Origin of the sequence: Microbacterium sp. Gd 4-13 (assembly GCF_003095395.1) — a bacterium.
GTDB lineage: Bacteria > Actinomycetota > Actinomycetes > Actinomycetales > Microbacteriaceae > Microbacterium.
Window position 1 is genome coordinate 53,769 of the sequence record NZ_QEIJ01000009.1, and the last position, 23,063, is coordinate 76,831.

Below are 23,063 nucleotides of genomic sequence, written 5' to 3' on the forward strand. Positions count from 1 at the left end.
AGAGGGCGCCACGCACGCTGACGCGGCGCCCCTCTCCATGGGTGTCGTTAGAGCTGGGTGAGGAGGTCTTGCATGGTGGCGATCTCGGCGGTTTGGGTGTCGATGATCGTTTGGGCGAGCGCGAGGGCGTCGGGGTTGCTACCGTCCTCGAGTTCGGTCTGCGCCATGTCGATGGCGCCCTTGTGGTGGGCGATCATCTGTTCCAGGAACAACCGGGCGGCGTCGACACCGGTGGCGTCGTCGAGGGCTTGCATGTCCTCCTCGGACATCATCCCGCTGCCGTGGTCCATTCCGCCCATCTCGGACGTGTCCGCACCCCAGTCCTCGAGCCAGCCTTCCATCTGGTCGATTTCGGGCTGCTGGGCGGCCTTTATCTGTTCGGCCAGCGCAGTAACGCGCTCGTCGATGGTGTCTTTGCTGAGCAGGGTGTCGGACATGTCGACGGCCTGCGTGTGGTGCTCGATCATCATGCTCGCGAACATGATGTCGGCGTCGTTCGCGTCCGCGGCGGGTGCAGCAGTGCTACTGCTGCTGCCGTGGTCCATTCCGGGCATGCTGCCGCTGGAACCGGTCGTGCCGGCGCATCCGGCGAGGGCGAGTAGTGCGGTGAGGGTGATCGCGGCGGTTGCCGCGGCACGGATCTTCATAAGGGTTCTCCAAGGGTCGGTGATGAGCCCGGCCTGGGGCCGGTCAGAACGGATGAGTGCCGGGCGTCGAGTGGCCTGGCACGTCCGTCATCACGTGCGACTGATGCAGAGAACCGTCAGCGACGGTGGGGGCAGAGTATGCGCCAGGGCTGGCCATGCCGCGGTGGGGCCGGCTCGCACCGTCGCGGGGCTGATAATGCGCCATCCGCCGGTGGGGCGCAACAGCAGCAGGGCGGTTGCGAGGAGGGCGAGCACGCACGCCATCCATGACATCGCAGGCCCGTCGCTGCCGCAGTCCGCGCACGCCTCGGCTGCCTCCGGGGTGGTGGCGGTCTGGTCGTGATCCATGGCGGCGGAGGTGTCGCTGGCAGTGGCGACGGTGTCGGCGTGACCGGTCGCGGTGGTGTGGGTGTTGAGGGAATGCATCGCGAGGAGACCGACGATGATGGCGACGGTGACCGCGATCAGCAGCAGGAGCGTGCGGGTGAGCGTGCGCGTGCCCCGCACCTGGTGTGCGACTGCGATCAGCGACATGCTCACCTCCCGTTCCTTCCAGGGTAGGCCCCGCGACGTGGGGTGGATTATGTGCGGGTGACCGCGCCCGGGCTGAGGTTCAGCCGGCGCAGCAGCTGCGCGTTCAGGGCGACGACGATCGTGGACAGCGACATCAGGATCGCGCCGACAGACATGGGCAGCACGAACCCGATTGGGGCGAGGACGCCGGCGGCGAGAGGGACGGAGAGGAGGTTGTAGCCGGCAGCCCACCACAGGTTCTGCTTCATTTTGCGGTAGCTCGCGCGGGACAGCTCGATCACTGACAGCACCGAGCGGGGATCATCGCTGGCAAGGATCACCCCGGCGGACGCGATCGCGACGTCGGTGCCCGCACCGATCGCGATACCGACATCGGCCTGAGCGAGGGCGGGAGCATCGTTGACACCGTCGCCGACCATCGCGACCATGCGGCCCTCCGATTGCAGTTCCTTCACCTTGGAGGCTTTATCTTCGGGGCGGACACCGGCGAAGAACCGGTCGATGCCCAAATCCGCCGCGACCGCCGCGGCGACGGCTTCGGCGTCACCGGTGATCATCACCACCTGCACGTCTCGCTCGTGCAGGGCGGTGACCGCTTGCCGGGATTCGGGGCGAATCTCGTCCGCGAGCCGCAGCGCACCGGCCACTGACCCGTCGACCAGGACGTGCAGGATGATTGCCCCGTCCTGCCGCCACTGGTCGGCGACAGGCAGTTCCGTCGCGTTCTCTTGTTCGAGCATGTATGGGCCGCCGACCCGGACCGTGCGCCCATCGACCTGGGCGCGCACCCCGACAGCGGGTGAGGACTCGAAGTCGGTGGCGCCGGGAACGGTGAGGTTCTTCTCTTTCGCGGCGTTCACGATCGCGCGGGCCAGGGGGTGCTCCGAGTCGGCCTCTGCCGCGGCAGCCAGGGCGAGGAGCTCGTCGGCGTCGACACCGTCGACGGGTTCGATGCCGGTGACGGCGGGGGCGCCCTTGGTGAGGGTGCCGGTCTTGTCGAACAGCACCGTGGTGACGGTGCGCATGCTCTCCAGCGCGAGCCGGTCCTTGATGAGCACACCGCCGCGGGCGGCACGTTCGGTGGCGATCGACACCACGAGCGGGATCGCGAGCCCGAGCGCGTGGGGGCAGGCGATGACCAGGACGGTGATGGTGCGGATCACCGCGTCATCGGGGAGACCCACGAGAGTCCAGACGATCGCCGTGATCGCCGCGGCACCCAGAGCGAACCAGAACAACCACCCGGCGGCCCGGTCCGCGAGCCGCTGCGCACGGGACGACGAGTTCTGCGCTTCGGTGACGAGCTGCTGGATACCCGCGAGGGCGGTGTCCTGCCCGACCGCAGTGATCTGAACGCGGACTCCGGAGTCGGTGGCGACAGTACCGGCGATCACCTGGTCGCCGTCGCTGCGGCGCACCGGGCGAGATTCGCCGGTGATCATCGACTCGTCCATGCTGGCGGAGCCCTGCACGATCTTCCCGTCCGCCGGCACTCGCCCACCGGGACGCACCACGACCACATCGCCGACCTGCAAATCTGCGGGGGCAACGGTGACGGTCGTGTCACCCTCGACCTTCTCGGCTTCGTCAGGGAGGAGCGCGGCGAGCGAGTCCAGGGCGGAGGTGGTCTGCGCGAGGGAGCGCATCTCGATCCAGTGCCCCAGGAGCATGATGACGATCAGCAGCGCCAGCTCCCACCAGAAGTCCAGCTCGTGATCGAGCAGCCCGAGACTGGCCCCCCAGGACGCGAGGAACGCGACGGTGATCGCCAGGGCAATCAGCAGCATCATTCCCGGTTTGCGGGCGCGCAGCTCGCTGACCGCGCCGGTGAGGAACGGCGCCCCACCCCACACGTACATGACGGTTCCGAGGATCGGGGACACCCAGCCCACCCATGCGGCATCGGGCAGCGGGTAGCCGATGAGCATGGAGAACATCATCGAGAACCCGACGACCGGGACCGCGAGGACCAGCATGATCCAGAACAGGCGACGGAACCGGGCGACATGGTCTCCGTGCCCGGCGTGACCGCCGTGGTCGGCATGACCGTGTCCGGACTGCCCTTCCGCCGGGGCCGCCTCGTCGACGTCTCCCGTCCGGTCGTGGTGAGTATGCGTGTCGTGGTGAGCGACGGGTGTGGGGGTGTGGTCGTGCTGGCTCATCAGAGCCTCCTTCGCTGGAGGCGTGCCGCTCGGTGGCGGCGCGCGGGTCAGGCCGGTTGGGGCACGGATACAGGTGTCGCCGTGTGCGACGGGGCGGGCGTCGCGCGGAAGCGACGCAGCCGGAGACTGTTGGTGACGACGAACACGGATGACAGCGCCATCGCTGCGGCGGCGACCAGCGGGTTCAGCAGCCCCGCCATGGCGACCGGGATCGCGGCGACGTTGTACGCGAACGCCCAGAACAGGTTGCCCTTGATAGTGCCCAGGGTGCGGCGGGCCAACCGGATCGCGTCAGCGACGACGAGGAGGTCGCCGGAGACGATGGTGATGTCGCTAGCGGCGATCGCCGCGTCCGTGCCGCCTCCCATCGCCAACCCCAGGTCCGCGGCGGCCAGAGCGGCGGCGTCGTTGACCCCATCGCCGACCATCGCGACCACATGCCCGTCCGCTTGCAGCTGGCGGATCACGTCGAGCTTGCCCGCGGGGGTGACACCCGCGCGCACGTCCTCGATACCCACCGCTGCGGCGACCCGTCCGGCGGTGTGCGCGTTGTCGCCGGTGAGCAGCACCGGTGACAACCCCAACCCGCGGAGCCGGCGGACCGCTTCGACGCTGGTCGGTTTGACGGTGTCGGCCACCACGATCGCGCCGAGATAGTCGCCGTCTCGGCCCACGGCGATCACGGTGCCGTCCTGCGCGAGCACGTCCAGTTGCGCAACGGCATCCGGGGTGGGGTGGATGCTCCACTGTTCGGCCAGCCATGATGCGCGGCCGGCGACGACGGCGGAACCGTCCACGATGCCCTGCACGCCGAACCCGGCGTGCGACGCGAACGTTTCCGCGCGGGGCACGGTGTCGGTGGCTGCGACGATGGCGCGGGCGACCGGGTGCTCGGACCCGGACTCGACCGCCGCTGCCACCCGCAGCAGCTCGGCGCGGGTGACTCCGGGGGCCGGGTGCACGTCGGTCACGGCCATCTGCCCCGTGGTGACGGTGCCGGTCTTGTCCAACACGATGGTGTCTACCGTGCGGGTCTGCTCCAGCACCTGCGGCCCCCGGATGAGGATGCCCAGCTGCGACCCGCGGCCGGTGCCCACCAGGAGGGCGGTGGGCGTGGCCAGGCCAAGTGCGCACGGGCACGCGATGATCAGCGTCGCCACCGCCGCGGTGAACGCCAGCTCGAACGAGCCACCGGCGAGCATCCACCCGGCAAACGCGGCCACGGCCAGGCCGATGACGATGGGGACGAATACCGCCGATACCCGGTCAGCGAGTCGCTGCACCCGGGCTTTGCCGGTCTGTGCTTCCTCCATCAGCCGCCGCATCCGCGCGAGCTCCGTGTCGGCGCCGACACGGGTGATTTCCACGATCAGCCGGCCGCCGACGTTCACGGTCGCACCGACCACTCGGGACCCGATTGTGACCTCGATCGGCACGGACTCGCCGGTCAGCATGCTCGCGTCCACGGCGGAGGACCCGTCGGTCACGAGGCCATCGGAGGGGATCTTCTCCCCCGGCCGGATCAGCACCAGGTCACCGACAACCAGGTCTGCGACGGGGACGGTGCGCTCGAGCCCGTCGACAAGCTTGGTGGCGTTCTTCGCGCCCATCTCCAGCAACGCCCGCAGCGCTTCCGAGGAGGACTTCTTGGCGCGGGCTTCGGCGTACCGTCCGGCGAGGATGAACACCGTGACCAGCGCGGCCACTTCGAGATAGATCTCGTGACCGCCGGCTTGTGGGGTGCCGATGAGGGTGAACGTCATGGTCATGCCGGCCATCCCGGCGCCGCCGAAGAATAGTGCGTACAGGGACCACCCGAGCGCGGCGATCACGCCGACGCTGATCAGTGTGTCCATTGTGGCTGCACCGTGGCGGGCGTTCACGGCCGCGGCGCGGTGGAACGGCCATGCCCCCCACACCGCGACGGGGGCAGCGAGGGTTAGGGCAAGCCATTGCCAGTACTCGAACTGCAGAACCGGGATCATCGACATCACCGCGACCGGGACGGCTAGGGCTGTGCTGATCAGCAGGCGGCGGCGCAGCGACCCGGTTTCATCGTCGTCTCGTGCCGGTGCGGCCTGGTCCGGTTTCGTCGCAGGCGGGACTGGGAGGGCGGCGTGGTAGCCGGCGGATTCGACGGCGGTGATGAGGTCGGCGGTGTCGACGTCGGTCCCGCGGACGCGTGCTTTCTCGGTGGCATAGTTCACCGTCGCTTCCACTCCGGGAAGCTTGTTCAGCTTGCGTTCGATCCGGGACGCGCACGAGGCGCACGTCATCCCGGAGATGTCGAGTTCGACGTCGACGGCGGTCATACCGGGTCACCTGCCAGGGCGTATCCGGCTTCCTCGACCGCGGCCTGCACCGCGGCGGCGTCGATCGGTCGTGCGCTGTGAATGGTCACCCGCGACGTGCCGCCGACGTTCAGATCGACGGCAACGCTCTGCACGCCGTCGATCGCGGTCAGTTCTTCGGTGACGCTCGCGACACAGTGCGAGCAGGTCATTCCTGTCACCAGAATCTCGTCGGTCACGGCGGCATCCACAGCCGGGGTCGACGCGGCGGCGGAACCGGTGGAGCAGCATGCGCAGCTTGCCTCGGAGTCGGTCAGTCCAAGGTCGATGCGGTCAGTCATGATGCGTGTCCTCCAGGGTTTCGTGTGGTGGTCAGGAGCGAACGAGACGCGCGATCGCGTCGTTGGCTTCACGGATCTTCTCGGCGGCGACGTGGCCGCCTTTGGCGCTCGCTTCCGCTACGCAGTGACTCAGGTGATCCCCCAGCAGGGACAGCGCCACCGTCTCCAGCGCCTTCGTCGCGGCGGACACCTGGGTGAGAATGTCGATGCAGTACTTGTCTTCCTCGACCATTCGCGCGATTCCGCGCACCTGGCCCTCCGCGCGGCGCAACCGCTTCAGCAGGTCGTCCTTGTTGCCCTCGTAACCGTTCACACGTATACCCTACCCCCCTACCGTATACAGATGTCAAGGGAATCCATGAGGAAGACAACCCTTCACCGATATCGCAAGGCGTGAATTCACGTTCCTATGTACTATCGGTGTATGTCCACTGCCACCGCGTCCGCCACCGTCACCCATACCGCGGCTCTCGCGCGGCTCGGGCACGCTCTTTCAGATATCACCCGCGCGGGGGTGCTGCTTGCCCTGCGCGAGGCTCCCGCCTACCCGTCCGACCTCGCCGACGCGCTGGGCGTCTCTCGCCAGGTCATGTCCAACCAGCTCGCGTGCTTGCGCGGCTGCGGCCTTGTTGAGGCCGTCCCGGATGGGCGACGAACCTGGTACCGACTCGCGGATGCGCATCTTGCCCCCGCCCTGGACGAGCTGTTGCGCGTCGTCCTGTACGTCGAGCCGGGCTGCTGTGCCGGAGAGAGCTGCACCTGCGCATGACCACCATCACGCCCCGCCTTGCTGGTGACCGCCGAATCGTCCTGCAACGCCGCATCCGGTGGATCGTCACCGCGACGATCGTCTACAACCTGATCGAGGCCGTGGTCGCGATCACTGCCGGCACCGTGGCATCGTCGGCCGCACTGATCGGGTTCGGCCTGGACTCCACCATCGAAGTTCTATCGGCGGCCGCCGTGGCCTGGCAGTTCACCCGCCGCGACCCTGAGCGATGGGAGAAAGGCACACTCCGCGTCATCGCGGTCGCGTTCTTCGCCCTCGCCGCATACGTCACAGTCACGTCGGTGCTCGCGCTCGTCGGCCAGGTCGACGTCGAGCACTCCACCCTCGGCATCGTCATCACCGCCCTCAGCGTCGCCATCATGCCGTTCCTCTCGCTCGCTGAGCGTCGCGCCGGTCGCGAACTGGGATCAGCCACAGCTGTCGCGGACTCCAAGCAGACGCTCATCTGCACCTACCTCTCCGCGGCTGTACTGGTGGGCCTGGTCGTCAACAGCCTGTTCGGCTGGTGGTGGGCCGACGCGATCGCCGGCCTCGTCATCGCCGCGTTCGCGATCCGAGAGGGCATCGAGGCGTGGCGCGGTGACGCCTGCGCCACCTCGGTTGGAATGCTCCTGGAAGACGAACACGACGATGACCACCACGACGAACACTGAGCCGTGAAAACCGCCGCTAAGCCGCTGATCGCAGCGGCCACCGTCCTCGTCGCCCTCGTTCTCGCCAGCCTGATCTACTTCCTCATCGACCGCGCGCAGGCACCCGATCCCGCATCGGCCAGCATTCTCCGGCCGGACTCGCGCGTGCTCGACGACGGCGGCACCGACGCGGTGACCATCGTGGAGTTCCTGGACTTCGAGTGCGAAGCATGCGGCGCGTACTACCCGATCGTCGAAGAGCTGCGCGAGAAGTACGCCGGGCGCATCACCTACGCAGTCCGCTACTTCCCCCTGCCCGGACACGTCAACTCCACCCACGCCGCGATCGCCGCCGAAGCCGCCGCCCAACAAGGCCGGTTCGAGGACATGTATCACCGGCTGTTCGAAACCCAAGCCGAGTGGGGCGAAGCCCAGGAATCACGCGCCGCCGCGTTCCGGGACTACGCCGCGCAGCTCGGGCTCGACATGACCGCCTACGACACCGCCGTGGCTGATCCTTCAACAGAGGCGCGGGTGCGGTCGGACTTCGACGAGGGACGCATACTCGGAGTAGGAAGCACCCCTACATTCTTCGTCGATGGCACACTGCTCGTGATCGAGCGGTGGAACGACCTCGAGACGGCTATCGAATCCGCTTTGCGTGGCTAGGGACTCACGACCGAACGCACAGACCACCCCCACTTCCCGCGGAGAATAGGATCATGCGAGCAGGTGTCGAGTGGATGGATCGGCATCAGATCCCGCTCTACCTTGCCGCGCTCGTGCTCGGCGCGGCGGTGGGCCTGCTGGTACCGACGATCGCGTATCCCGCGGAGCTGGCGATCAATCCCGTGCTCGGGCTGCTGCTGTACGCGACCTTCCTCGGCGTGCCATTCGCCAAAATCGGGCAGGCATTCCGCGATTGGCGATTCCTTTCCACCGTCTTCGTCGTCAACTTCGTTCTCGTCCCGATCGTGGTGTTCTTGCTGTCTCGGATCGTCGCGCACGACCAGGTGCTCCTCGTCGGGGTGCTGTTCGTGTTACTGACCCCGTGTGTGGATTACGTCATCGTGTTCACCGGCATCGCCGGTGGGGCGAAGGAACGGCTACTGGCGGCCGCGCCGCTGCTGATGCTCGCCCAGATGCTCCTGCTGCCGTTTTACCTGTGGTTGTTCGTCGGTGCCGAGTTCGTCGAGGCGGTCGACCTCGCCCCCTTCGTCGAGGCGTTCTTGCTGCTCATTGTCCTGCCGCTCGTGACGGCCGGGCTTACCCAGCTCGCCGCCGCCCGCACCCGTTGAGGTACGGCGGCGCAAGACGTTGTGCTTGGTGCGATGTGCCGTTGATGATGCTCACCCTCGCTGTCGTCGTCGCCTCCCAAATTGCCGGCGTCGGCCGGCAGCTCGGCGCGCTTCTGCTCTCGATCCCTGTCTATGTGCTGTTCGCCGCGGTCATGGTCCCGATCGGCGCCCTTGCAGGCAGGGCGGCGCGGCTGGACGTCCCCGCGCGGAGGGCGATCGTGTTCAGCGGCGCGACCCGCAACTCCCTCGTCGTCCTCCCGCTCGTCCTTGCACTCCCGGCCGCGTTCGACCTCGCGCCGCTCGTGGTGGTCACTCAGACCCTCGTCGAGCTGATTGCCATGGTGATCTTCGTTCGCCTCATCCCGCGCCTGCTCCCGCCCCGCTCGGCGTCGACGCCGGCGTAGGGGTCGGTTGGCGACGGTTCGAACAAGTGTTCTAATTGTCGTAACCTCGGAGGTGCGTCGGTTCCAGGGGCACGTGAACGCGTATCCGTGGGAGTGGAGCGCGGCCGGGTTCGATGAGTGGATGACCGATCAGGTCACCGTCAGCCAGCTGGTGCCCTCCACGATCCTTCACGCCCGGTCGCTCGATGGTCGATATCCCACCAACGTGAGAACGCTACGCAAACCAGCGGGGCTCCCCGGCCAGTGTCGTTCGATCGCATCCATACCCGCGTGCCGGATCGCGAACCGCAACACGATCGCCACAATGATCGCGTCATCCGCATAGCCCAGCACAGGAATGAAGTCCGGCACGAGGTCGATCGGGAAAAGCAGGTAGCCGAGCAATCCAAACAGCCACCACCTCGTAGCACGAGGAACAGCGGGATCGCTGGCCAGCCTCTTGACCAGCCGAACCACATCCGGCACGAGCCGCAGGATCGCCCTCCAGTCGACATCCTTTCCCGCGCGCCGTTGCTGCACCCACAACACGATCAGCAGGAGCAGCCACAGCAGGATGAACCCACCGAGGACCGAGAGAACGACGACCAGCCAGTCCGGCATTCTGCTCCAAACACTCCACCAACAGCACCACAATCAAACCCCACGATGACGCACCCATCACGGGAGAACTTCGCACTAACGAATATCGCTACCTACCGGTCCACTATGACCGGCTGATGGATCAACGCATTCTGGAACGCATTGCCCGGCAGGACGGGCCTCTGCAGTCGCTCACCCGCCAGGAGTTGGAGCTGGAGCGCGAGCCGTTTACGGGCGAGCCTCAGCCCAAGCCGGTGCGGGCGTGGGTGCGGTTCGGGGAGACGGCAGTGACCGTCGACGCGGAGGTGTGCAGCTGGACTCCGCATGCCGTCGCGATCCGATTTACGATCGCCGGCCGGGAGTTCAAGACGTGGGTGTGGTCCTCCGCGGTGAGGGAGGTTTCCCCGCGTCCGAAGCTGTAGGGGTCAGCCTCGGCTCGCGCGACGGAATCGGTGCGTGAGCACGCCGGCGGCGATCGCGAATGCTGTGGCGGCGAGCCCGGCCGGCACGAGCAGGTACGGCACGACGACGAGCATGGAGCGGCCCAGGAAGCTCTCAACGGGGATGAGGCTGGCTAGGGTGCAGAGGAAGCTCACGAGGGCCAGGACGGTCCATTGGCGGCCGCTGTAGCGCAGCACGCGCACGCCGGCGCCGTCGTGCCACCACAGCCGTAGGGGCTCGGGGATCTTCACGGCGCTCTCCTGTCGCTCGGTGGCTCTATTGTCGCGCACAGCGACGCCCCCAGCCGGGAGAGAGTGCGGCTAGGGGCGTGCTGAGTATGTGGGTTCAGTCCTCGCGCGGGGGCGGGACGTCAACGGCCGCGATCAAGTGCGGGAGGAGGCGCTGCAAGACCAGTCGAGAGTGATACAGCTCCCCAAGGGTGTAGTCCGCGAGCGTCGCGTGATCGTGCTCGTCCAGGTGCGATACGGGGTCAGCGATGAACAGAAGTAACCCGCGGACCGCCTCGACGCGCTCTGAGACGGTGAGGAGGTCCCCGTCTTCGCGCATGGCGTGTAGGTGCCAGTTCACGGGCTGAGTGGGGGGCTCGGGGCCGCGCAGTAGCCGCTCGCCTTTCCGGGCGACCGATAACGGCCCGTGACTGGCATACGTCAGCGCGTCATCTTCGTTCACAGCTCGTCGAACCACCGCACGACGCCGTTGCGGAGTGGGCGGATCGGAGGGCTTCGGAGGCGGCGCCGAGCGCCGCAGCGGCCCGCTGGAGCTCGGCGGCGGCGGTGACGGTTCCTGTCGCCCCGTCCCCTCGGTTGTCCTCGCCGGCGTAGTGCTGGCCGTCGACGACGCGCGAGTGCCAGGCTCCGAGCTGCTGGCAGACCTGTTCGAGGTCGTCGATGGTGGCGACCAGCTCACCGAGAAGCGTGTAGGAGTCGAACGGTGCCGGGACGTCTCGTGTGGAGTGGGCGAGGGTTCTTGCTTGGGCGGAGAGGTCGCGGGCGACCTCGACCTGACGGTGTTGTTCGTTCTCGGCCATGTCTTACCTTTTCTGGGATCACCGACAGGGCCGGGGCGGGCCTGAGTTCCCCGGCCCGTGTCGTGGGTGGGCTACTGCTGGTCGTCGCGGGTGTTGCGGCTGATGGTGACCGTCGCTCGAGCGAGGTCCGCGCCGATGCTGTCGGCGTCGATGACGCGCCCGTACTGCTTGTTGGCGTCGTCTCCCCAGCTCGACGTGTGCTCGCGTCCGGTGACGATCACCGCGTCTCCCTTGTGCAGGGATGCGGCCGCGTTCTCGCCCAGCTCGAACCGGGCTTCGATGAAGTGGGTTGTCGGGGTGTCGTGGGCTTGCCACTTGCCCTGTCGGTACTCCCCCGTGTTCTCGATGACGCGCAGCTTGGTGATCTGGATGCTGCCGGCCTGCACGACCTCGGGGTCGGCGGCCAGGTTTCCGGTGATGGTGCGGTTGGACATGGTTCTCTCCTATCGGTTGTTGGCGATGCGGTCGATGTGGTCGGGGCGGAATCCGCTCCAGTGGTCCTCGTCGGTGATGACGACGACGGGTGCCTCGGTGTATCCCAGGTCCTCGACGACGTAGGTGCGTGCCGCTTCGTTCTCTCGGATGTTCACCTCGACGAATGCGATGCCCTTGGTACTGGTGGACCCGCGTATCGGAATGGCCTGAATTGGGACTCGGTGTGCTCAGTCGTGCCCAGCAGCGGCCCGCACGCGGATCGGCTGTAGGGCGGGCCGGCACGAGGGGATTCTGCGCTGGTCTGTGGGAGCCGGGGATAGAGTCGCGCCATGAGTGACCTCCTGGACAGTTTGCGGATGCGTCGCGAGATCCTTCTCGCGTACGTGACGGTGCTCGATCGAGCCGAAGAGCTATTGCGTGTGTGCGCCGCAGCCATTGGCGAGGCGACCGAGGCGCGACTGGCTGTCGAGGATACGTTCGGGCTCAGTCCAGTGGCCGCTGACGCTGTCTTGGCTCTGCAGGTCCGACGCTTCACTCCGACGTCGCTCGAACAGATTCGACAGGAGTTGGTCGACGTCGACCGTCAGCTGGTCGAGGCAGAGATCGCGTAAGGGGATCCTGCAACGGGGATGGACGTTTCGACCCGCGCCGGACATGTAGGAGTGAGACCCTGCAAGCGAGAGGCCACCAATGAACTTTGACGATCCGGTTACCGATGCGAACTTCGACCGACAGCTGACCGATAGCGCTCCTCCGACGACCCCGCTGACGCCATCGATCGAAGACGAACTCGCGCGGATGAGTGTGCACGCGCGCACCGATCATGCACGGTCGCGGAACAAACGAGGCGTCGCTGCGAAGGCGGCCGCGTTCGCGATCGCAGGGGTCGTTGTCCTCGGTGGTGCGGGTGCAGCCGCAGCGGCCACGGGCGGGTGGTGGTCATCCTGGTGGGCAGATGAGCCTGACTCGGTCGCGTCCTACACGCTCCCGAGTGGCGCACAGTGTGAGCACCGCGTGGGCGGGCTGATGGTGGGCACGAAGGACGAACCGATTCGCGTTGCCGCGCGAGAGTGGCTCGCGTCGGCGGACCTTGATGCGATCATCGCGTCCAGGATCGATGCGCGAGTTGTGGAGGTCCGCGCAGACCAACTCCTGGTGGAGGGGCCGGATGGGACCACCATCCCCGCGGTGATTGACACGCGAACTGATGATTCGGTGTACTCGCGAGCGGTGAGCGAAGTGATCTACGGTGCGCTGACGGACTCGCTGGAGCGTCAGGGTTTCGACCTAGAGTTCGGCCCCAATGAACGGGGGCTGGAGATCAGCGCGGAGATCAGCTGCCCGGGTGCCCAGTGGTGAGCGCGTTCGACGAACGCCGCATTACCGACGCTCTCGCCACTAACTCGACCGACCTGCTCGCCTATTTCGAGCGTCGCGCCGGCACCTCAGCCGATGCCGCCGATCTTCTTGCGGAGACGATGATGACCGCGTGGCGACGCGTCAGCGACCTGCCGTCCACACCTGAACGAGCGCGAATGTGGTTGTTCGTCATTGCTCGGCACACGCTTCTCAACTCCGAACGCGCCGAGCGGCGTCGATGGAGGCTCGCCAACCGCCTCCGCCTACTCCTCGGCCCCACGGAGGCGCCCGCCGCCGACGATGGTGCGGAAGTACGAGATGCGGTAGCTCGACTCGACCCACCACTCGCGGAACTTATTCGGCTGGTGCACTGGGACGGTTTCTCGCTTGCCGAGGCAGCCGCAGTTCTTGAGATCCCCGCGTCAACGGCCCGAGGGCGGTACGCCAAAGCAAAAGAGGAACTTCAACGCGCACTCGGTCGATCCCACCCCGTCGATGCCGAAATAGCGCACGCGCCCCACTAGGGGCGGTCAGTAGGACGCGGCATCGCCGCGCAATTGAGGGTACGGTGCCCAGTCGCCGCCAGTGTGAGTGCTCCACCGCGCCGCGGTGTCCGCGGTGACGCCGATCAGGTCGGCGACGATGGCGGGTTGCAGGTCTCGGCTGAGGGTCATCAGCGCAACCACGCGCCCCTGCTGGACAGAGATCCCGGCGGGTCGCAGCGCAGCTGACACGCTGACGTTGGCCAGGTGCGCGCCGGGTCGAAGTCCGCGGAAGACCCACGTGTCCTCCGAGACCGGGGACCGCGGAGGGGCTTCGATGACGCGACGGACAAGGTCGGCCAGGCGCGGGGGCAACTTAACTGGGTCCGTGCCGAAGGAGATCGTGACCCTCTCCCCCTCGACGGTGATGGCGGAGCGGCGAAGGGTGACGATGCGGGTCACCGGGACACCGAACAGCAGGGCGAACAGGCCGACAACGCGCGGGGCGAGGCTGATGTCTTCGCGGCTGAGGAGGATCCGCACCCACTCCCACCTTTGGTCGTCGGAGATGGACGGACCCCGCTGCAGTTGCGGGCGGTACTCGCTGCGCAACTGGGTGAGGTGTTGGGTTCGCGCCCACCGCAGGAATCTGACCAGCTGGTGAGCGGTGTCCCCGCGGCGGACGAAGTATTCGTCGAGCAACCGTTGCGGGATGTCCTCGAGCGTGAAGCCCGCAACGCGGGTCGCCGCGAGGAAGCGGCGGATCTCGATCAGTTCCCGCCGTGCACGCGACAGGCGTTGTATCGGGTCGGTGCTCTCCCCCGCGTCGGCGAACCGCCGCTTCACCACCCAGGAGGCATATTGCTGCACGGTGGGGCGGTCATCAGTATCCGGTATCGAGAGGAGCAGACCGGTCAGCCAGGCTTCGAAACGGACACGGGAGAAGTCATCCGCGGGCACCGCGCCGGATTCGATCAGCAACGCTGCGACGTAGGCGGTTGCGGAAGTCACACGCAGCTCGGCGACGGCCCGCAGCGACACAGGCAGAGATCCCGCGGCCATGCGGCGGATGAGGCGTGCGCCGACGCTCCCGGTGACCCACTCGAGCCGGGAGTCGGGGTTGGAGTTGCTGTTCAGCAGGTAGTTCTCGACGGGGAGGAGCTGTGGGTGCGGCCGCCCGTCGGGGCGGGTGATCAACGCGCGTACCTTGTCTGGCAGCGCGCACGGCGCGCACCGTGCCCCGTGCAGTCTGCGCTCATCCGAGTCGCATACCCGGCACCTCACGTACTTCTTGGCACCTGCACATCGCGCGCACACCGCTACCCCGTCACGGAGGTAGGGGACCAGCTTGGCCGATCCGCACATGCCGCACCTGTGGGGACGGCTGCGGATCGCGTTGTAGCAGGCCATGCAGAGCGGCTGGTCTTCGATGATCGCAGCGACCCGGCTTGTCAGGCGGCAGCGGCTGCACGGGGTCTTCGGTCGCCGGTAACAGCGGCTGCAGAGCGGTCCGTCCGCACCGTGCTTGGCGACCCAGGTGACCTGTCCACAGGCACGGCACGCGGCGTGATTGGTGGGGTCGCTCCGGTGGCAGATGGAGCACTGCACCTGCCCGGCCACAATTCGCCAGCTGGTCCTGGTTTGGCCGCATGTCCCGCAGAGTCTGGCGCCGTCGGTTCTGCAGCCGGCGCAGAACCGACCGCCCTGCCCATCTCGGAGCGGGAGGAGTCGGGCGCGTCCGCAGCGGGAGCATGCCGGCAGGCGCAGGCCGGGGACGCCTCGGCGGGTCAACTCGGCGATCATCCGTTGCACCGCAATCGACGCGTCAGGTGGTGCGCTCATCAGTCGGCCCGGGTCAGCGCGCAGATCCCGCAACAGCATTGCCCGTCCGCGCATGGTCGGCGCCGCGCTCAGCGCGGACCAGATCACCCACGACGCCCGAACCTGCGGGACGGCTGTGGTGATCACCTTGGCGAGGCTGATCAGAACTGCCGCAGTGTCGTCGCCGCTCTGGCGATGCATCTATTCGGTCGCGGTGGTTGGGGGGCGGTGGATGCGGGCACGCGGGGGTCGCAGGTCGCCGATGGGGCGGCTGGTCGGCTCGGCGCCGACCGCCTGCTCCTCGACGAGACGGACGGTGATCAGGTCCGCTGGTGTACAGTTCAGCGCCGCACACACCGCCCCGATCACCTGCATGCTGGCCCGCTCCGGTTTCTGGGTCACCAGTCGGAACACCTGCTCCCGTGAGAGGAACACGCCGTATTCGACGAGCAGCGGGATCAGCTCGGTGGTCTTGAACATCTGGTGACCGGCCATCAGCTGCCTGAGGTTCCAGGTCGTCTCCACCTGCTTCATAGTTCTTCCTCCATCTGTCGGAACCTGGCCAGCGCCGCGGCGAGGACACGGTTCTTGAAGTCGCCGCTGACGCTGGTATAGATCGATGTCGTCGACGCGTGCAGGTGACCCACCTGCTCTTGCACGAACTTGTCCGCGTACCCGTACTCGATCAGATGCGTGACGTACGAGTGTCGCAGGCAGTGGAGTGTCAGCGCAGGGTCTAGCCCAGCCCCCTGGCGGAGTGCGGTGAAGCGGGCATCGACGTACTTCGCCGACACCCGGGTGTTCCGTTCGGTGACCCACATGGCAGCCAGATCTCGTGGACCGAACCGGTCACGGGCGTCCTCCACCCACTGGCTCATCCCCTCAATCCACCACGCCATCTCCGGCACCAGAAGCACCGTGCGCCGCCGAGGGTTACTCCCTCGGCTCGCCTTCGCGAACCGGACATGCAGCGCCGCGTACCGCCCCCACTTCGGAACCCTCGCGTTGTAATGCAGGTCGGCCAGGTCAAGACCACGCAGCTCCGCCCGCCGCAACCCGAACGCGTACGCGGTCTTGAACATCTGCGCATCCCGCAACGCCCCCAACGCGCCCTTCCGGCCGCTGCGGGCGACGGCCTCGACCCGCGAATCGGCGTAGTCAAACAGCTGCTGCACCTCTTCGAAGGTCAACGCCCGGCGGCGCGGACTGCCTTCATACTCCTGCACGTGCGCGGCGGTGTTCCACGGCAGACACACCTGCGACGGCGTCTCCCCGAACTGCTGCTCGCAGATCTCCACCCAGTCGTAATCCGGGCTGGTCAGGTAGTCGCAGAACACGCGGATCCCACCATGAACCGCCCGGATCGTTGCGTGGCCGCGGGCACGCTGTCGATACGAATCGGTGAACTCGTCAAGATCCGAAGCCTGCCACCGCCACGGATACTTCTCCGTGAAGGCTTGGAACCGCTCGATGAGCGCGACCCGCGTCTGAATCGTCTGCGTCGCAAGATGCCGGGCACGCTGCTGCAGCGCCCACGACCCCACCATGGAACGCCAGACCGCCTCCTCCACCCGCAACACACCCATACCGAGGCTGGGTAATAACGCGGAGCGAAGCTCACTGACCGACAGAAACTGTTGCATCTAATCGATCATCGTAAGAAAGAACGCAACCGATGGCAACAGGCAGTAGTCCAATCCGCAGTACTACGCTCGATGAAGGACACGTGTTCGCCGGCGCGGTAGCCGCTCTACGGCCAAATATCCCCGTCCACAGTTGCATATAACGCAATTCGCGACGCTTTCGTCAGCACCTTCTTGGTGAGCGTGCAGCGGGCGCATGACGGGCCGGTGGTGTACACCGTGATCTGCTCAGCCATTGCTCTTGCCCTTCCCTCCACCAACCGTTTTTCTTTGCCTTCCGGCAATCGAGGGATTAACGGCGAGCGGAGCGGAGGGAGCAACGGAGCGTGGAATACCGGACTGAGCGCAGCGAGGGAGGATATGCCGCGAAAGCCGTTGGCCCGCAGTGAAGCCGACGTATCCTCGACAGCCGGACAGGTCAAAGAATGTGTGAGAGTCGCTGTGCCGCGCAGCGGCTCCCCTAGCGGGCCGGCCTCCGTGCCGGTGCGCCTGGTGTTGCTTTGCGGCGTGCACGCTGGTCTGCTTTCAACGTACTTTCAGAGTGATATCACTGCGATAGCATGTCATGGTTATGCCCGGCTACTCGCGGTGCTCGGCGCGGAGGACTTCGAGGCCGCGTTGCAGCGCGCGCAGCGCAGTCTTGTGCTGGCTGCGGTCCTCCAGGGCTGCAATCGCGGCCAGTTCGGATGGAAGGGTCGCGTCGGGCCAGCGGATGAGGAGCGTCTTGGCCACGTCAGCCGGCCACTCCCCCGGCTGTGGGGTGCGCGGCGGCGCGACCTGTCGCGGTGCCGCCGGCGGGGCGACGACGGGCGCGGGTGTCTCGGGGGGCGTGTCGGCTGCGGCGCCGAACGCCTCGATGGCTGCCGGGTCCGCCTGGGGTCGCTTCTTGATTGCCATTACGCCACCAACTCCGCTGCGAGTTCCTGAATCTCTGCTTTGGCCTTGGGGTTGCTCCACTCGACGACGCCCAGTCCTTCGCCCACCACGTCGCGGTAGGCCTTCCGCTCGTAGATCACCGTCTCCAGGGGCCTGATGCGGGGGTAGTCGGCCAGGTACTCCCCCGCGTCGGTGCGTTCGCTGATGTTGGGATTGGCCGGTGCCTGGGTGATCAGGCCGCGCACGTCCAGCTCCGGGTTGAAATCGAGGGCCTGCTCGATGACTTCGGTCATGTGCCCGAGCGTGTCGAGGTCGAGCTGGCTGGGTCGAACGACGACGACGAGCTTGTCGGCGGCGGTCATGCCGGTGCGCATCTCCTTGCTGTCCTTGCCAGCGACGTCGACGATCACGACGTCGTATCGGGTGGCGAGGTCTTGCAAGGTCTGGTGAATGCTGCCGATCTTCTCGACGCATGCGATCGCGGGTTCGAGGCCCTGCTCTTCGCGGTCCGCATGCCACCGGGCGGCCGAGCGCTGGGGGTCGGCGTCGACGAGGCACACGTCCTTGCCGCGCCGGGCGTACTCCACAGCGAGGTTGACGGCGATGGTCGTCTTGCCGGGACCGCCCTTCTGACTTCCGACGAGGATGATCATGCTTTCACTCTACTTTCAATGTGGTAGCGGCTCGGTATCGACACGGATTCAAACCGATAGCAGTTGCATAATGCGTTCATTTTGGAACTGTTCTAATGCCAGAATGGCATGATATTGCTTCGATAGCAAGCTGCAACTGTTGTGATATCAACTAGTGATTGCAGAGTGATATCAGTGGGGGAGTGCGAGGGGATCGCCCCTCGCAGGCGGCCGACCGGAGGGAGGCCGCGACGATCCGGGAGGGGCGTCCGGTGCCGCGCCCCTCCCCGCGGGCTCACCTCGACAAACTCGATGCCCTTCGACGTCAGAACCTTCTTCGTGAGCGTGCACCGGGCGCATGACGGTCCAGTGGTGTACACCGTGATCTGCTCAGCCATGGCTCTTGCCCTTCTCTCTACCAACCGTTTTTCTTTGCCTTGCGGCAATCGAGAGGTAAACGGAGTCGAAAGGACCGGAGCAACGGACCGTGGAACACCGGACTGAGCGCAGCGAGGGAGGATATGCCGCGAAAGCCGTTGGCCGGGAGTGGACGCGACGTATTCTCCGACTGCCGGAAAGGTCAAAGAATCAGTCCCGTTAGCAGGGCCGCGTCGAGGCTTCTCATGCGTGCCGGTGCGCCGGCGGTCCGAACGTCTCAACGGCACGGCCTTTGTCCCCGGCCGAGTCCCCGGCCGAGTCCCCGCGGTCGCGTTAGTACACCCGGGACGTGCTAGCTGGTGGCTACAATTGCGGTCCCCGATCAGGTGAACTGGCTACGCTCACTGGAGGCCTACTCGAGGTGTGCTCCTGTGCTCTCCTGTTCGCTTCCCCCAGTCGCTTCTGCTGAGGATGGAGTGCCCAAGTGCAAGGTTTGGAGCAAGGTTGCGCGCAACCCCGCCAGCGGCCCGCCAACGCGGTGTGCGCATAACGGATGTGCCACGGTTGCGTTTCGTCACCGTAACGGCGGCAGAATGCAGGCCATCCAGTGGCCCACCGCCGCCGCGTTGTCGGCTCGGCACCGACAAGCTATCTGCGGATAGCAAGCATGCAACCGTTGTGACGTATGCCTATCCCCTTCGTCCCGCGGTTATAACGTCGATGCCCCGCCAGCGTTCCTCATACCTTTCGGCGGCGTGTCACCACAAAGGTGCTGCTGGTCCCGGGGGATACTTAGGTCGGTAGGTGAGGTGGGGTGCGAAATGACGACCGCAACCCGCGGGCCAACCTGGTTGCGTGCAAGATCGCAGCAACCCTGCACGCGACCTTGCAATGGAGACCAAGATGCGAGTCCTGTCAGTGATTGGGCAAAAAGGCGGGCTTGGTAAGACCACCACTGCCATGAATCTCGCCGCCTGCATGTCGCGAGCATCGTCTGTGGCAGTCGTTGATGTTGACCCGCAGTTGACCGCGACGGACTGGGCGGAGGCGGCGGGGGAGGACCTCCCCTTTGACTTCACGTCGGAGACGGACCCGGCCATGCTTTCCAGGATGAGAGAGCTGGAGTATGACGTGGTCATTGTCGACACCCCCGGATCTCTCGCAGACACGGACGTGTTGAACGCGGTGTTGGATGTCACCGATTTCGTCATCGCACCACTGACGCCGTCCTTCATGGAACTAAAGCCCGTCCAGCGAACGCTTCAGCAGTTTGTCCTACCTCGGGACATTCCTTATCGGGTTCTTATGAACCGGGTTGATCCGCGAGATGGACGCGCGCAGCTTGAGGCGTTTCAGGCTCTGCTGGACACGGGATCTTTCTTCGACGGGGTCACGGGTATGCCGCGGTTTAGGAACTACATCCGTCAGGCGGCCGTCATGAAGAACATGCCGCTCGAGGGGACCGTGATTACGCAGTACACCGACACGCGCCAGAGCCGTGCGGCGATCAGCGATTACACCTCGGTGTCGCTCGAGTTGATGAACCTTTGGGCACGGAAGGACCAGGTGGCCTGATGGCGACCAAGCGGATTTCTATGGCGGAGAAGATGGCGAGCAGGGTGACCCCGGTTGATGAGCCGGTGCCCGAGACACAGCTGGAGGGATCGACGCCTACGTCGCTTCAGGTGGTGGAAGACCCGCCGACGGCCGTTGTATCGCCGCCGGTGACCCCCGCCGTCGCGCCTTCGGACATCGCTAACCCCGAACATTCTGCGGGGCAACCCGCGCGTGCGCCACGACGGACGGTGGGCACGAGCGGCAAGCGGGCACCGCACCCCTCGGTTTCGAGCGAGCCGGCCAACGCTGCCATGGGTATCGACGTGGGCATGGAGCTGCACGAGCGCCTTGTGTCTTTTCGGAACAGTGCACGTCACAGCTATCACCGCATCGTTTTGGACGCCGTGGAGAGCGTGTACGCCGACCTTCCCACGCTGGTGGCCAAAGCACTCGACGTTGAGCTTGACTCACAACCGAGCTCGCTGTTCGAGCGCTCGGCGGCGTTGCCGGTGAGCCTCGGCGGCCGTGAGGCACGCGAGACTCACACCGTCAGGATGACTGAGAAAAACAGAGAGACCCTCAACGCCATCACCGCCGAGGTGGGAGCACCGTCCCGCAACTTTATGATCTGCGTCGCACTGGATGCATACCTGCCAAACGGCTGACCACATCGTTGCCACTGAGACTTACGCGGCCAGTGCCAGCCCTTGGTCAAGGTACCCGGCCTTGACCAGCTCGATTGCCTTGCGGTGGTCGCCGCGGCCACCGGGTCCGCGCGGGTAGGCAGCGAACTCCGGTCGGTCGGTAGGGTTTGCCCAGGGTGTCGGCTTTTTCCCGCGCCGACGTTTTCCCTTTGTTTCCATCCAGGTGATCTCCGCCAACCACCACGCCCAACGGACTCGCTCCGATTCGTAACGCTCCCGACGCAACTTGAGATACCCGTCCACCGCCAGCCTCCGGGCAGCGAAATCACGGCTGGTAGGGGGCTCTCGTTGCCACCCACCCTCCACTCGAGTGACTAACCCGGCTTGCACGAGCCGTTGTACCTTTTGTCGCAACTGTTGAGGGGAGATTCCGCTGCGCTGAGCAAGTTGCATGGTGCTTGCAGTTCCCCGATGGGGGAGGAGCTTGTAGATCAGACCTGCGCTGCGTCCCAAGCTGTGGGGTGCAGCGAAGACATCGTGTGCAAGTAGCTCAAGTCGCTCAGCAATTTCCCGAAGCAGTCGTTGGGTGGAGGCGAGGGCCTGGGGGTAGGCGCGCATACGCGCTTGTGTCCGGTCTTGTGACTCTTTCTCTGTGGAGAACCTGGGGTGGAGTCGGAATTGTTGGCCGTGCACGCCTTCGGCGATCCCGACTCTTTCGATCCAGGGCTGGCTAGTGTTCTCCGTGCTGAGCGCTGTGAGCGCGGCGTGGACGGTGGTCCGCCCGTACCCCGTATCGGCTGAGAGCCGGCGGACGTCGGCTTCCACAACGTGCTGCGCGCTTTGGAGCATGTAGAGACAGAGCGCGTCGAGGACGGCTCGTTGGCTGTGCGTTCCACCCACGCGGCCGTTGTGTGTCGCCCAGAGCCCGGGGAGTGTCTCTGCGCGGGTGAGCGCGCGTTCCACGGCCTCGGTGACGTTGGCCATTCGTTCGCGGAAGTCGGAGTCGTCGCCGGTGTCGGGGAGCGGGTTGGCGGCGCAAAAGTTCACGGCGTACCGCCATAAGGCGGTGAGTACTTTTTCCGTCTGCGCCGGGGTGCGGGAGACACGTCCGGCGCCGCGGCGTTTGGTGCGCGCGTGCTCGAAGCTTTCGGTGCTGTTTAGGTGTTCGCTGACGTCGCTGTAGGACCAGCGGACGTTGGCACAGGCGATGAGGATGCGCGCAAGGGTGTATGACGGGTCGTCGCCAGCGGGCCCGTAGAGTAGGTCCTCCATTCGCTGGCTGAGACGTCGCTTGGGGCCGCGAATCCGCGGGTGGCCGTTGTCGTCTTCGATGACGCCATGGGGGAGCGCGGTTGTGGGGGCGGTGAGTTCGGCTCCTGCGTCGACGAATACCTCTATGAGGTGGTCGACGGTCTCTGGGGCTGCTTCTTGCTCGGTGAGGAAGCGGAGGTCGCCTTGCGGGTGGGAGTATCCGCCGTGGCGGTGCGGGGCGTATGGCGGGCGGACGCAGCCGGCGGCTGCGTTCGTCATGGGCTGGATGTCGAGGGAGGGCAGGAGTTGTTTGGCGAGCTTTGCAAGCAGAAGCACGCGTTCGGCGTCCGCCGGTTCTTCGAGGTGCACCCAGACGTGGCGGCCGCCTGTGGGGCCGGAGATGCAGAGCAAGTGGGGGGTGTTCAGTTGCTCAAGCCAGTGGACCAGCTTGGCGGAGTCTCGAAGGACGTTCCCGTTGGACACGTCGAAGTCGAAGCAGAGGAACTTGAAGCGGAGGTCGTCGTCGGCCAGGAGCATGGCCCACGTCGTTGATGGCGGCGCTTCGTTCACCGGCCACAGCCGGTCGTATTCGTTGAGGATCTCTCCGGAGGCGTCGCGTGCCGCGACGCGGACGTTGGCTCGGGGGGAGAGGCGACGGGTGATGGCCCATGTCTCTTCCAGAGAGTAGGGCGACACGCCGGTGGCGTTGTCGAGCGTCAATGCTCTCGAATCCGCGCTCATGCGCGTTATCATCAGATCGTCCTCCTCTCGAGGGCACAACAAAGGCCCCTCGCCAAAGGGGTTCATAGTTACTCCGC

The 23,063-nt window shown here is 66.1% G+C and carries 27 protein-coding genes and 1 pseudogene; 10 read left to right on the top strand and 18 right to left on the bottom strand.

Annotated features, from left to right (window positions below; translation table 11 throughout):
• Nucleotides 1-47: 47 nt before the first annotated feature.
• The 6 genes from DEA06_RS14575 to DEA06_RS14600 form a co-directional block, all read right to left on the bottom strand.
• A complete protein-coding gene (locus tag DEA06_RS14575; protein WP_116648735.1) occupies nucleotides 48-647 on the bottom strand; it encodes a DUF305 domain-containing protein in 600 nt (199 codons plus the stop codon).
• Nucleotides 648-737: 90 nt separating this feature from the next.
• Nucleotides 738-1,181: a DUF6153 family protein gene (locus DEA06_RS14580; protein ID WP_240606975.1), complete on the bottom strand. Its 444-nt coding sequence runs from the start codon at nucleotides 1,179-1,181 to the stop codon at nucleotides 738-740.
• A gap of 47 nt (nucleotides 1,182-1,228) precedes the next feature.
• A complete protein-coding gene (locus tag DEA06_RS14585) occupies nucleotides 1,229-3,343 on the bottom strand; it encodes a heavy metal translocating P-type ATPase (RefSeq protein ID WP_240606970.1) in 2,115 nt (704 codons plus the stop codon).
• 47 nt (nucleotides 3,344-3,390) lie between these two features.
• Nucleotides 3,391-5,655, bottom strand: a complete 2,265-nt coding sequence (locus tag DEA06_RS14590; protein ID WP_116648737.1) for a heavy metal translocating P-type ATPase — start codon at nucleotides 5,653-5,655, stop codon at nucleotides 3,391-3,393.
• On the bottom strand, nucleotides 5,652-5,975 hold the full coding sequence (locus DEA06_RS14595) for a cation transporter (RefSeq protein ID WP_116648738.1): 324 nt from the start codon (nucleotides 5,973-5,975) through the stop codon (nucleotides 5,652-5,654). Before DEA06_RS14595 ends, DEA06_RS14590 begins: the two co-directional genes overlap by 4 nt.
• Before the next feature lie 31 nt (nucleotides 5,976-6,006).
• A complete protein-coding gene (locus DEA06_RS14600; RefSeq protein ID WP_116648739.1) occupies nucleotides 6,007-6,288 on the bottom strand; it encodes a metal-sensitive transcriptional regulator in 282 nt (93 codons plus the stop codon).
• Nucleotides 6,289-6,399: 111 nt separating this feature from the next.
• Between DEA06_RS14600 and DEA06_RS14605 the strand changes: the two genes are divergently transcribed.
• From DEA06_RS14605 to DEA06_RS14620, 4 genes and pseudogenes are all read left to right on the top strand, one after another.
• Entirely contained in the window at nucleotides 6,400-6,744 is a 345-nt protein-coding gene (locus DEA06_RS14605) for a metalloregulator ArsR/SmtB family transcription factor (RefSeq protein ID WP_116648780.1), read from the top strand.
• Nucleotides 6,741-7,418, top strand: coding sequence for a cation transporter (locus DEA06_RS14610; RefSeq protein ID WP_116648740.1), 678 nt, complete (start codon nucleotides 6,741-6,743; stop codon nucleotides 7,416-7,418). Before DEA06_RS14605 ends, DEA06_RS14610 begins: the two co-directional genes overlap by 4 nt.
• Before the next feature lie 3 nt (nucleotides 7,419-7,421).
• Nucleotides 7,422-8,066 carry a thioredoxin domain-containing protein gene (locus tag DEA06_RS14615; RefSeq protein ID WP_116648741.1) on the top strand — a complete coding sequence of 215 codons (645 nt, stop codon included), beginning with the start codon at nucleotides 7,422-7,424 and terminating at the stop codon, nucleotides 8,064-8,066.
• 53 nt (nucleotides 8,067-8,119) lie between these two features.
• A pseudogene (locus DEA06_RS14620) lies at nucleotides 8,120-9,099 on the top strand (bile acid:sodium symporter).
• A 168-nt stretch (nucleotides 9,100-9,267) separates the two neighbouring features.
• Here DEA06_RS14620 and DEA06_RS14625 read toward each other — a convergent pair.
• Complete coding sequence (locus DEA06_RS14625; protein WP_116648742.1) at nucleotides 9,268-9,699, bottom strand: DUF1232 domain-containing protein; 432 nt, start codon at nucleotides 9,697-9,699, stop codon at nucleotides 9,268-9,270.
• A 116-nt stretch (nucleotides 9,700-9,815) separates the two neighbouring features.
• Between DEA06_RS14625 and DEA06_RS14630 the strand changes: the two genes are divergently transcribed.
• Nucleotides 9,816-10,100 carry a hypothetical protein gene (locus tag DEA06_RS14630; RefSeq protein WP_116648743.1) on the top strand — a complete coding sequence of 95 codons (285 nt, stop codon included), beginning with the start codon at nucleotides 9,816-9,818 and terminating at the stop codon, nucleotides 10,098-10,100.
• A 3-nt stretch (nucleotides 10,101-10,103) separates the two neighbouring features.
• Here DEA06_RS14630 and DEA06_RS14635 read toward each other — a convergent pair whose 3' ends face one another.
• From DEA06_RS14635 to DEA06_RS16640, 5 genes are all read right to left on the bottom strand, one after another.
• Nucleotides 10,104-10,370: a hypothetical protein gene (locus DEA06_RS14635; RefSeq protein WP_116648744.1), complete on the bottom strand. Its 267-nt coding sequence runs from the start codon at nucleotides 10,368-10,370 to the stop codon at nucleotides 10,104-10,106.
• Between the two features lie 94 nt (nucleotides 10,371-10,464).
• The gene (locus DEA06_RS14640) at nucleotides 10,465-10,809 is read right to left on the bottom strand and encodes a hypothetical protein (protein WP_116648745.1); all 345 of its coding nucleotides are present in this window, start codon (nucleotides 10,807-10,809) and stop codon (nucleotides 10,465-10,467) included.
• Nucleotides 10,796-11,167 (bottom strand): hypothetical protein, encoded by a 372-nt coding sequence (locus DEA06_RS14645; protein ID WP_205781297.1) that lies wholly within the window; start codon nucleotides 11,165-11,167, stop codon nucleotides 10,796-10,798. Before DEA06_RS14645 ends, DEA06_RS14640 begins: the two co-directional genes overlap by 14 nt.
• Before the next feature lie 71 nt (nucleotides 11,168-11,238).
• On the bottom strand, nucleotides 11,239-11,601 hold the full coding sequence (locus DEA06_RS14650) for a single-stranded DNA-binding protein (RefSeq protein ID WP_116648746.1): 363 nt from the start codon (nucleotides 11,599-11,601) through the stop codon (nucleotides 11,239-11,241).
• 9 nt (nucleotides 11,602-11,610) lie between these two features.
• Nucleotides 11,611-11,814 carry a glutaredoxin domain-containing protein gene (locus tag DEA06_RS16640; protein WP_346427039.1) on the bottom strand — a complete coding sequence of 68 codons (204 nt, stop codon included), beginning with the start codon at nucleotides 11,812-11,814 and terminating at the stop codon, nucleotides 11,611-11,613.
• Nucleotides 11,815-11,931: 117 nt separating this feature from the next.
• On the opposite strand from DEA06_RS16640, the gene DEA06_RS14655 reads away from it, so the two are divergent.
• From DEA06_RS14655 to DEA06_RS14665, 3 genes are all read left to right on the top strand, one after another.
• Nucleotides 11,932-12,213, top strand: a complete 282-nt coding sequence (locus tag DEA06_RS14655) for a hypothetical protein (RefSeq protein ID WP_116648747.1) — start codon at nucleotides 11,932-11,934, stop codon at nucleotides 12,211-12,213.
• A 79-nt stretch (nucleotides 12,214-12,292) separates the two neighbouring features.
• Complete coding sequence (locus tag DEA06_RS14660) at nucleotides 12,293-12,961, top strand: hypothetical protein (protein WP_116648748.1); 669 nt, start codon at nucleotides 12,293-12,295, stop codon at nucleotides 12,959-12,961.
• Nucleotides 12,958-13,485, top strand: coding sequence for an RNA polymerase sigma factor (locus DEA06_RS14665; RefSeq protein WP_116648781.1), 528 nt, complete (start codon nucleotides 12,958-12,960; stop codon nucleotides 13,483-13,485). The genes DEA06_RS14660 and DEA06_RS14665 overlap by 4 nt, the downstream gene beginning before the upstream one ends.
• 6 nt (nucleotides 13,486-13,491) lie before the next feature.
• On the opposite strand, the gene DEA06_RS14670 is transcribed toward DEA06_RS14665, so the two are convergent.
• The 5 genes from DEA06_RS14670 to DEA06_RS14690 all read right to left on the bottom strand — a co-directional run bounded on the left by DEA06_RS14670 (nucleotide 13,492) and on the right by DEA06_RS14690 (nucleotide 18,436).
• The gene (locus tag DEA06_RS14670) at nucleotides 13,492-14,640 is read right to left on the bottom strand and encodes a hypothetical protein (protein ID WP_116648749.1); all 1,149 of its coding nucleotides are present in this window, start codon (nucleotides 14,638-14,640) and stop codon (nucleotides 13,492-13,494) included.
• An 825-nt stretch (nucleotides 14,641-15,465) separates the two neighbouring features.
• Entirely contained in the window at nucleotides 15,466-15,798 is a 333-nt protein-coding gene (locus tag DEA06_RS14675) for a helix-turn-helix transcriptional regulator (protein ID WP_116648750.1), read from the bottom strand.
• Entirely contained in the window at nucleotides 15,795-16,907 is a 1,113-nt protein-coding gene (locus DEA06_RS14680; protein ID WP_240606971.1) for a tyrosine-type recombinase/integrase, read from the bottom strand. Before DEA06_RS14680 ends, DEA06_RS14675 begins: the two co-directional genes overlap by 4 nt.
• A gap of 579 nt (nucleotides 16,908-17,486) precedes the next feature.
• Nucleotides 17,487-17,804: a hypothetical protein gene (locus DEA06_RS14685; RefSeq protein WP_116648751.1), complete on the bottom strand. Its 318-nt coding sequence runs from the start codon at nucleotides 17,802-17,804 to the stop codon at nucleotides 17,487-17,489.
• On the bottom strand, nucleotides 17,804-18,436 hold the full coding sequence (locus DEA06_RS14690) for an AAA family ATPase (RefSeq protein WP_116648752.1): 633 nt from the start codon (nucleotides 18,434-18,436) through the stop codon (nucleotides 17,804-17,806). The genes DEA06_RS14685 and DEA06_RS14690 overlap by 1 nt, the downstream gene beginning before the upstream one ends.
• Nucleotides 18,437-19,648: 1,212 nt before the next feature.
• On the opposite strand from DEA06_RS14690, the gene DEA06_RS14695 reads away from it, so the two are divergent.
• Both DEA06_RS14695 and DEA06_RS14700 read left to right on the top strand, forming a co-directional pair.
• Complete coding sequence (locus DEA06_RS14695) at nucleotides 19,649-20,368, top strand: ParA family protein (RefSeq protein ID WP_240606972.1); 720 nt, start codon at nucleotides 19,649-19,651, stop codon at nucleotides 20,366-20,368.
• Complete coding sequence (locus DEA06_RS14700) at nucleotides 20,368-21,015, top strand: hypothetical protein (RefSeq protein ID WP_116648754.1); 648 nt, start codon at nucleotides 20,368-20,370, stop codon at nucleotides 21,013-21,015. The genes DEA06_RS14695 and DEA06_RS14700 overlap by 1 nt, the downstream gene beginning before the upstream one ends.
• Before the next feature lie 21 nt (nucleotides 21,016-21,036).
• On the opposite strand, the gene DEA06_RS14705 is transcribed toward DEA06_RS14700, so the two are convergent.
• Complete coding sequence (locus DEA06_RS14705) at nucleotides 21,037-22,986, bottom strand: helix-turn-helix domain-containing protein (RefSeq protein WP_165818035.1); 1,950 nt, start codon at nucleotides 22,984-22,986, stop codon at nucleotides 21,037-21,039.
• Nucleotides 22,987-23,063: the final 77 nt, after the last annotated feature.

Excerpts from the sequence above, each read along its gene's own strand:
- DEA06_RS14605 (WP_116648780.1), top strand. The coding sequence starts at position 6,400 with ATGTCCACTGCCACCGCGTCCGCCACCGTCACCCATACCGCGGCTCTC.
- DEA06_RS14680 (WP_240606971.1), bottom strand. The coding sequence starts at position 16,907 with ATGCAACAGTTTCTGTCGGTCAGTGAGCTTCGCTCCGCGTTATTACCC.
- DEA06_RS14580 (WP_240606975.1), bottom strand. The coding sequence starts at position 1,181 with ATGTCGCTGATCGCAGTCGCACACCAGGTGCGGGGCACGCGCACGCTC.
- DEA06_RS14690 (WP_116648752.1), bottom strand. The coding sequence starts at position 18,436 with ATGATCATCCTCGTCGGAAGTCAGAAGGGCGGTCCCGGCAAGACGACC.
- DEA06_RS14630 (WP_116648743.1), top strand. The coding sequence starts at position 9,816 with ATGGATCAACGCATTCTGGAACGCATTGCCCGGCAGGACGGGCCTCTG.
- DEA06_RS14685 (WP_116648751.1), bottom strand. The coding sequence starts at position 17,804 with ATGGCAATCAAGAAGCGACCCCAGGCGGACCCGGCAGCCATCGAGGCG.
- DEA06_RS14625 (WP_116648742.1), bottom strand. The coding sequence starts at position 9,699 with ATGCCGGACTGGCTGGTCGTCGTTCTCTCGGTCCTCGGTGGGTTCATC.
- DEA06_RS14590 (WP_116648737.1), bottom strand. The coding sequence starts at position 5,655 with ATGACCGCCGTCGACGTCGAACTCGACATCTCCGGGATGACGTGCGCC.
- DEA06_RS14675 (WP_116648750.1), bottom strand. The coding sequence starts at position 15,798 with ATGAAGCAGGTGGAGACGACCTGGAACCTCAGGCAGCTGATGGCCGGT.
- DEA06_RS14575 (WP_116648735.1), bottom strand. The coding sequence starts at position 647 with ATGAAGATCCGTGCCGCGGCAACCGCCGCGATCACCCTCACCGCACTA.
- DEA06_RS14705 (WP_165818035.1), bottom strand. The coding sequence starts at position 22,986 with ATGAGCGCGGATTCGAGAGCATTGACGCTCGACAACGCCACCGGCGTG.
- DEA06_RS14650 (WP_116648746.1), bottom strand. The coding sequence starts at position 11,601 with ATGTCCAACCGCACCATCACCGGAAACCTGGCCGCCGACCCCGAGGTC.
- DEA06_RS14645 (WP_205781297.1), bottom strand. The coding sequence starts at position 11,167 with ATGGCCGAGAACGAACAACACCGTCAGGTCGAGGTCGCCCGCGACCTC.
- DEA06_RS14610 (WP_116648740.1), top strand. The coding sequence starts at position 6,741 with ATGACCACCATCACGCCCCGCCTTGCTGGTGACCGCCGAATCGTCCTG.
- DEA06_RS14700 (WP_116648754.1), top strand. The coding sequence starts at position 20,368 with ATGGCGACCAAGCGGATTTCTATGGCGGAGAAGATGGCGAGCAGGGTG.
- DEA06_RS14595 (WP_116648738.1), bottom strand. The coding sequence starts at position 5,975 with ATGACTGACCGCATCGACCTTGGACTGACCGACTCCGAGGCAAGCTGC.
- DEA06_RS14660 (WP_116648748.1), top strand. The coding sequence starts at position 12,293 with ATGAACTTTGACGATCCGGTTACCGATGCGAACTTCGACCGACAGCTG.
- DEA06_RS14585 (WP_240606970.1), bottom strand. The coding sequence starts at position 3,343 with ATGAGCCAGCACGACCACACCCCCACACCCGTCGCTCACCACGACACG.
- DEA06_RS14655 (WP_116648747.1), top strand. The coding sequence starts at position 11,932 with ATGAGTGACCTCCTGGACAGTTTGCGGATGCGTCGCGAGATCCTTCTC.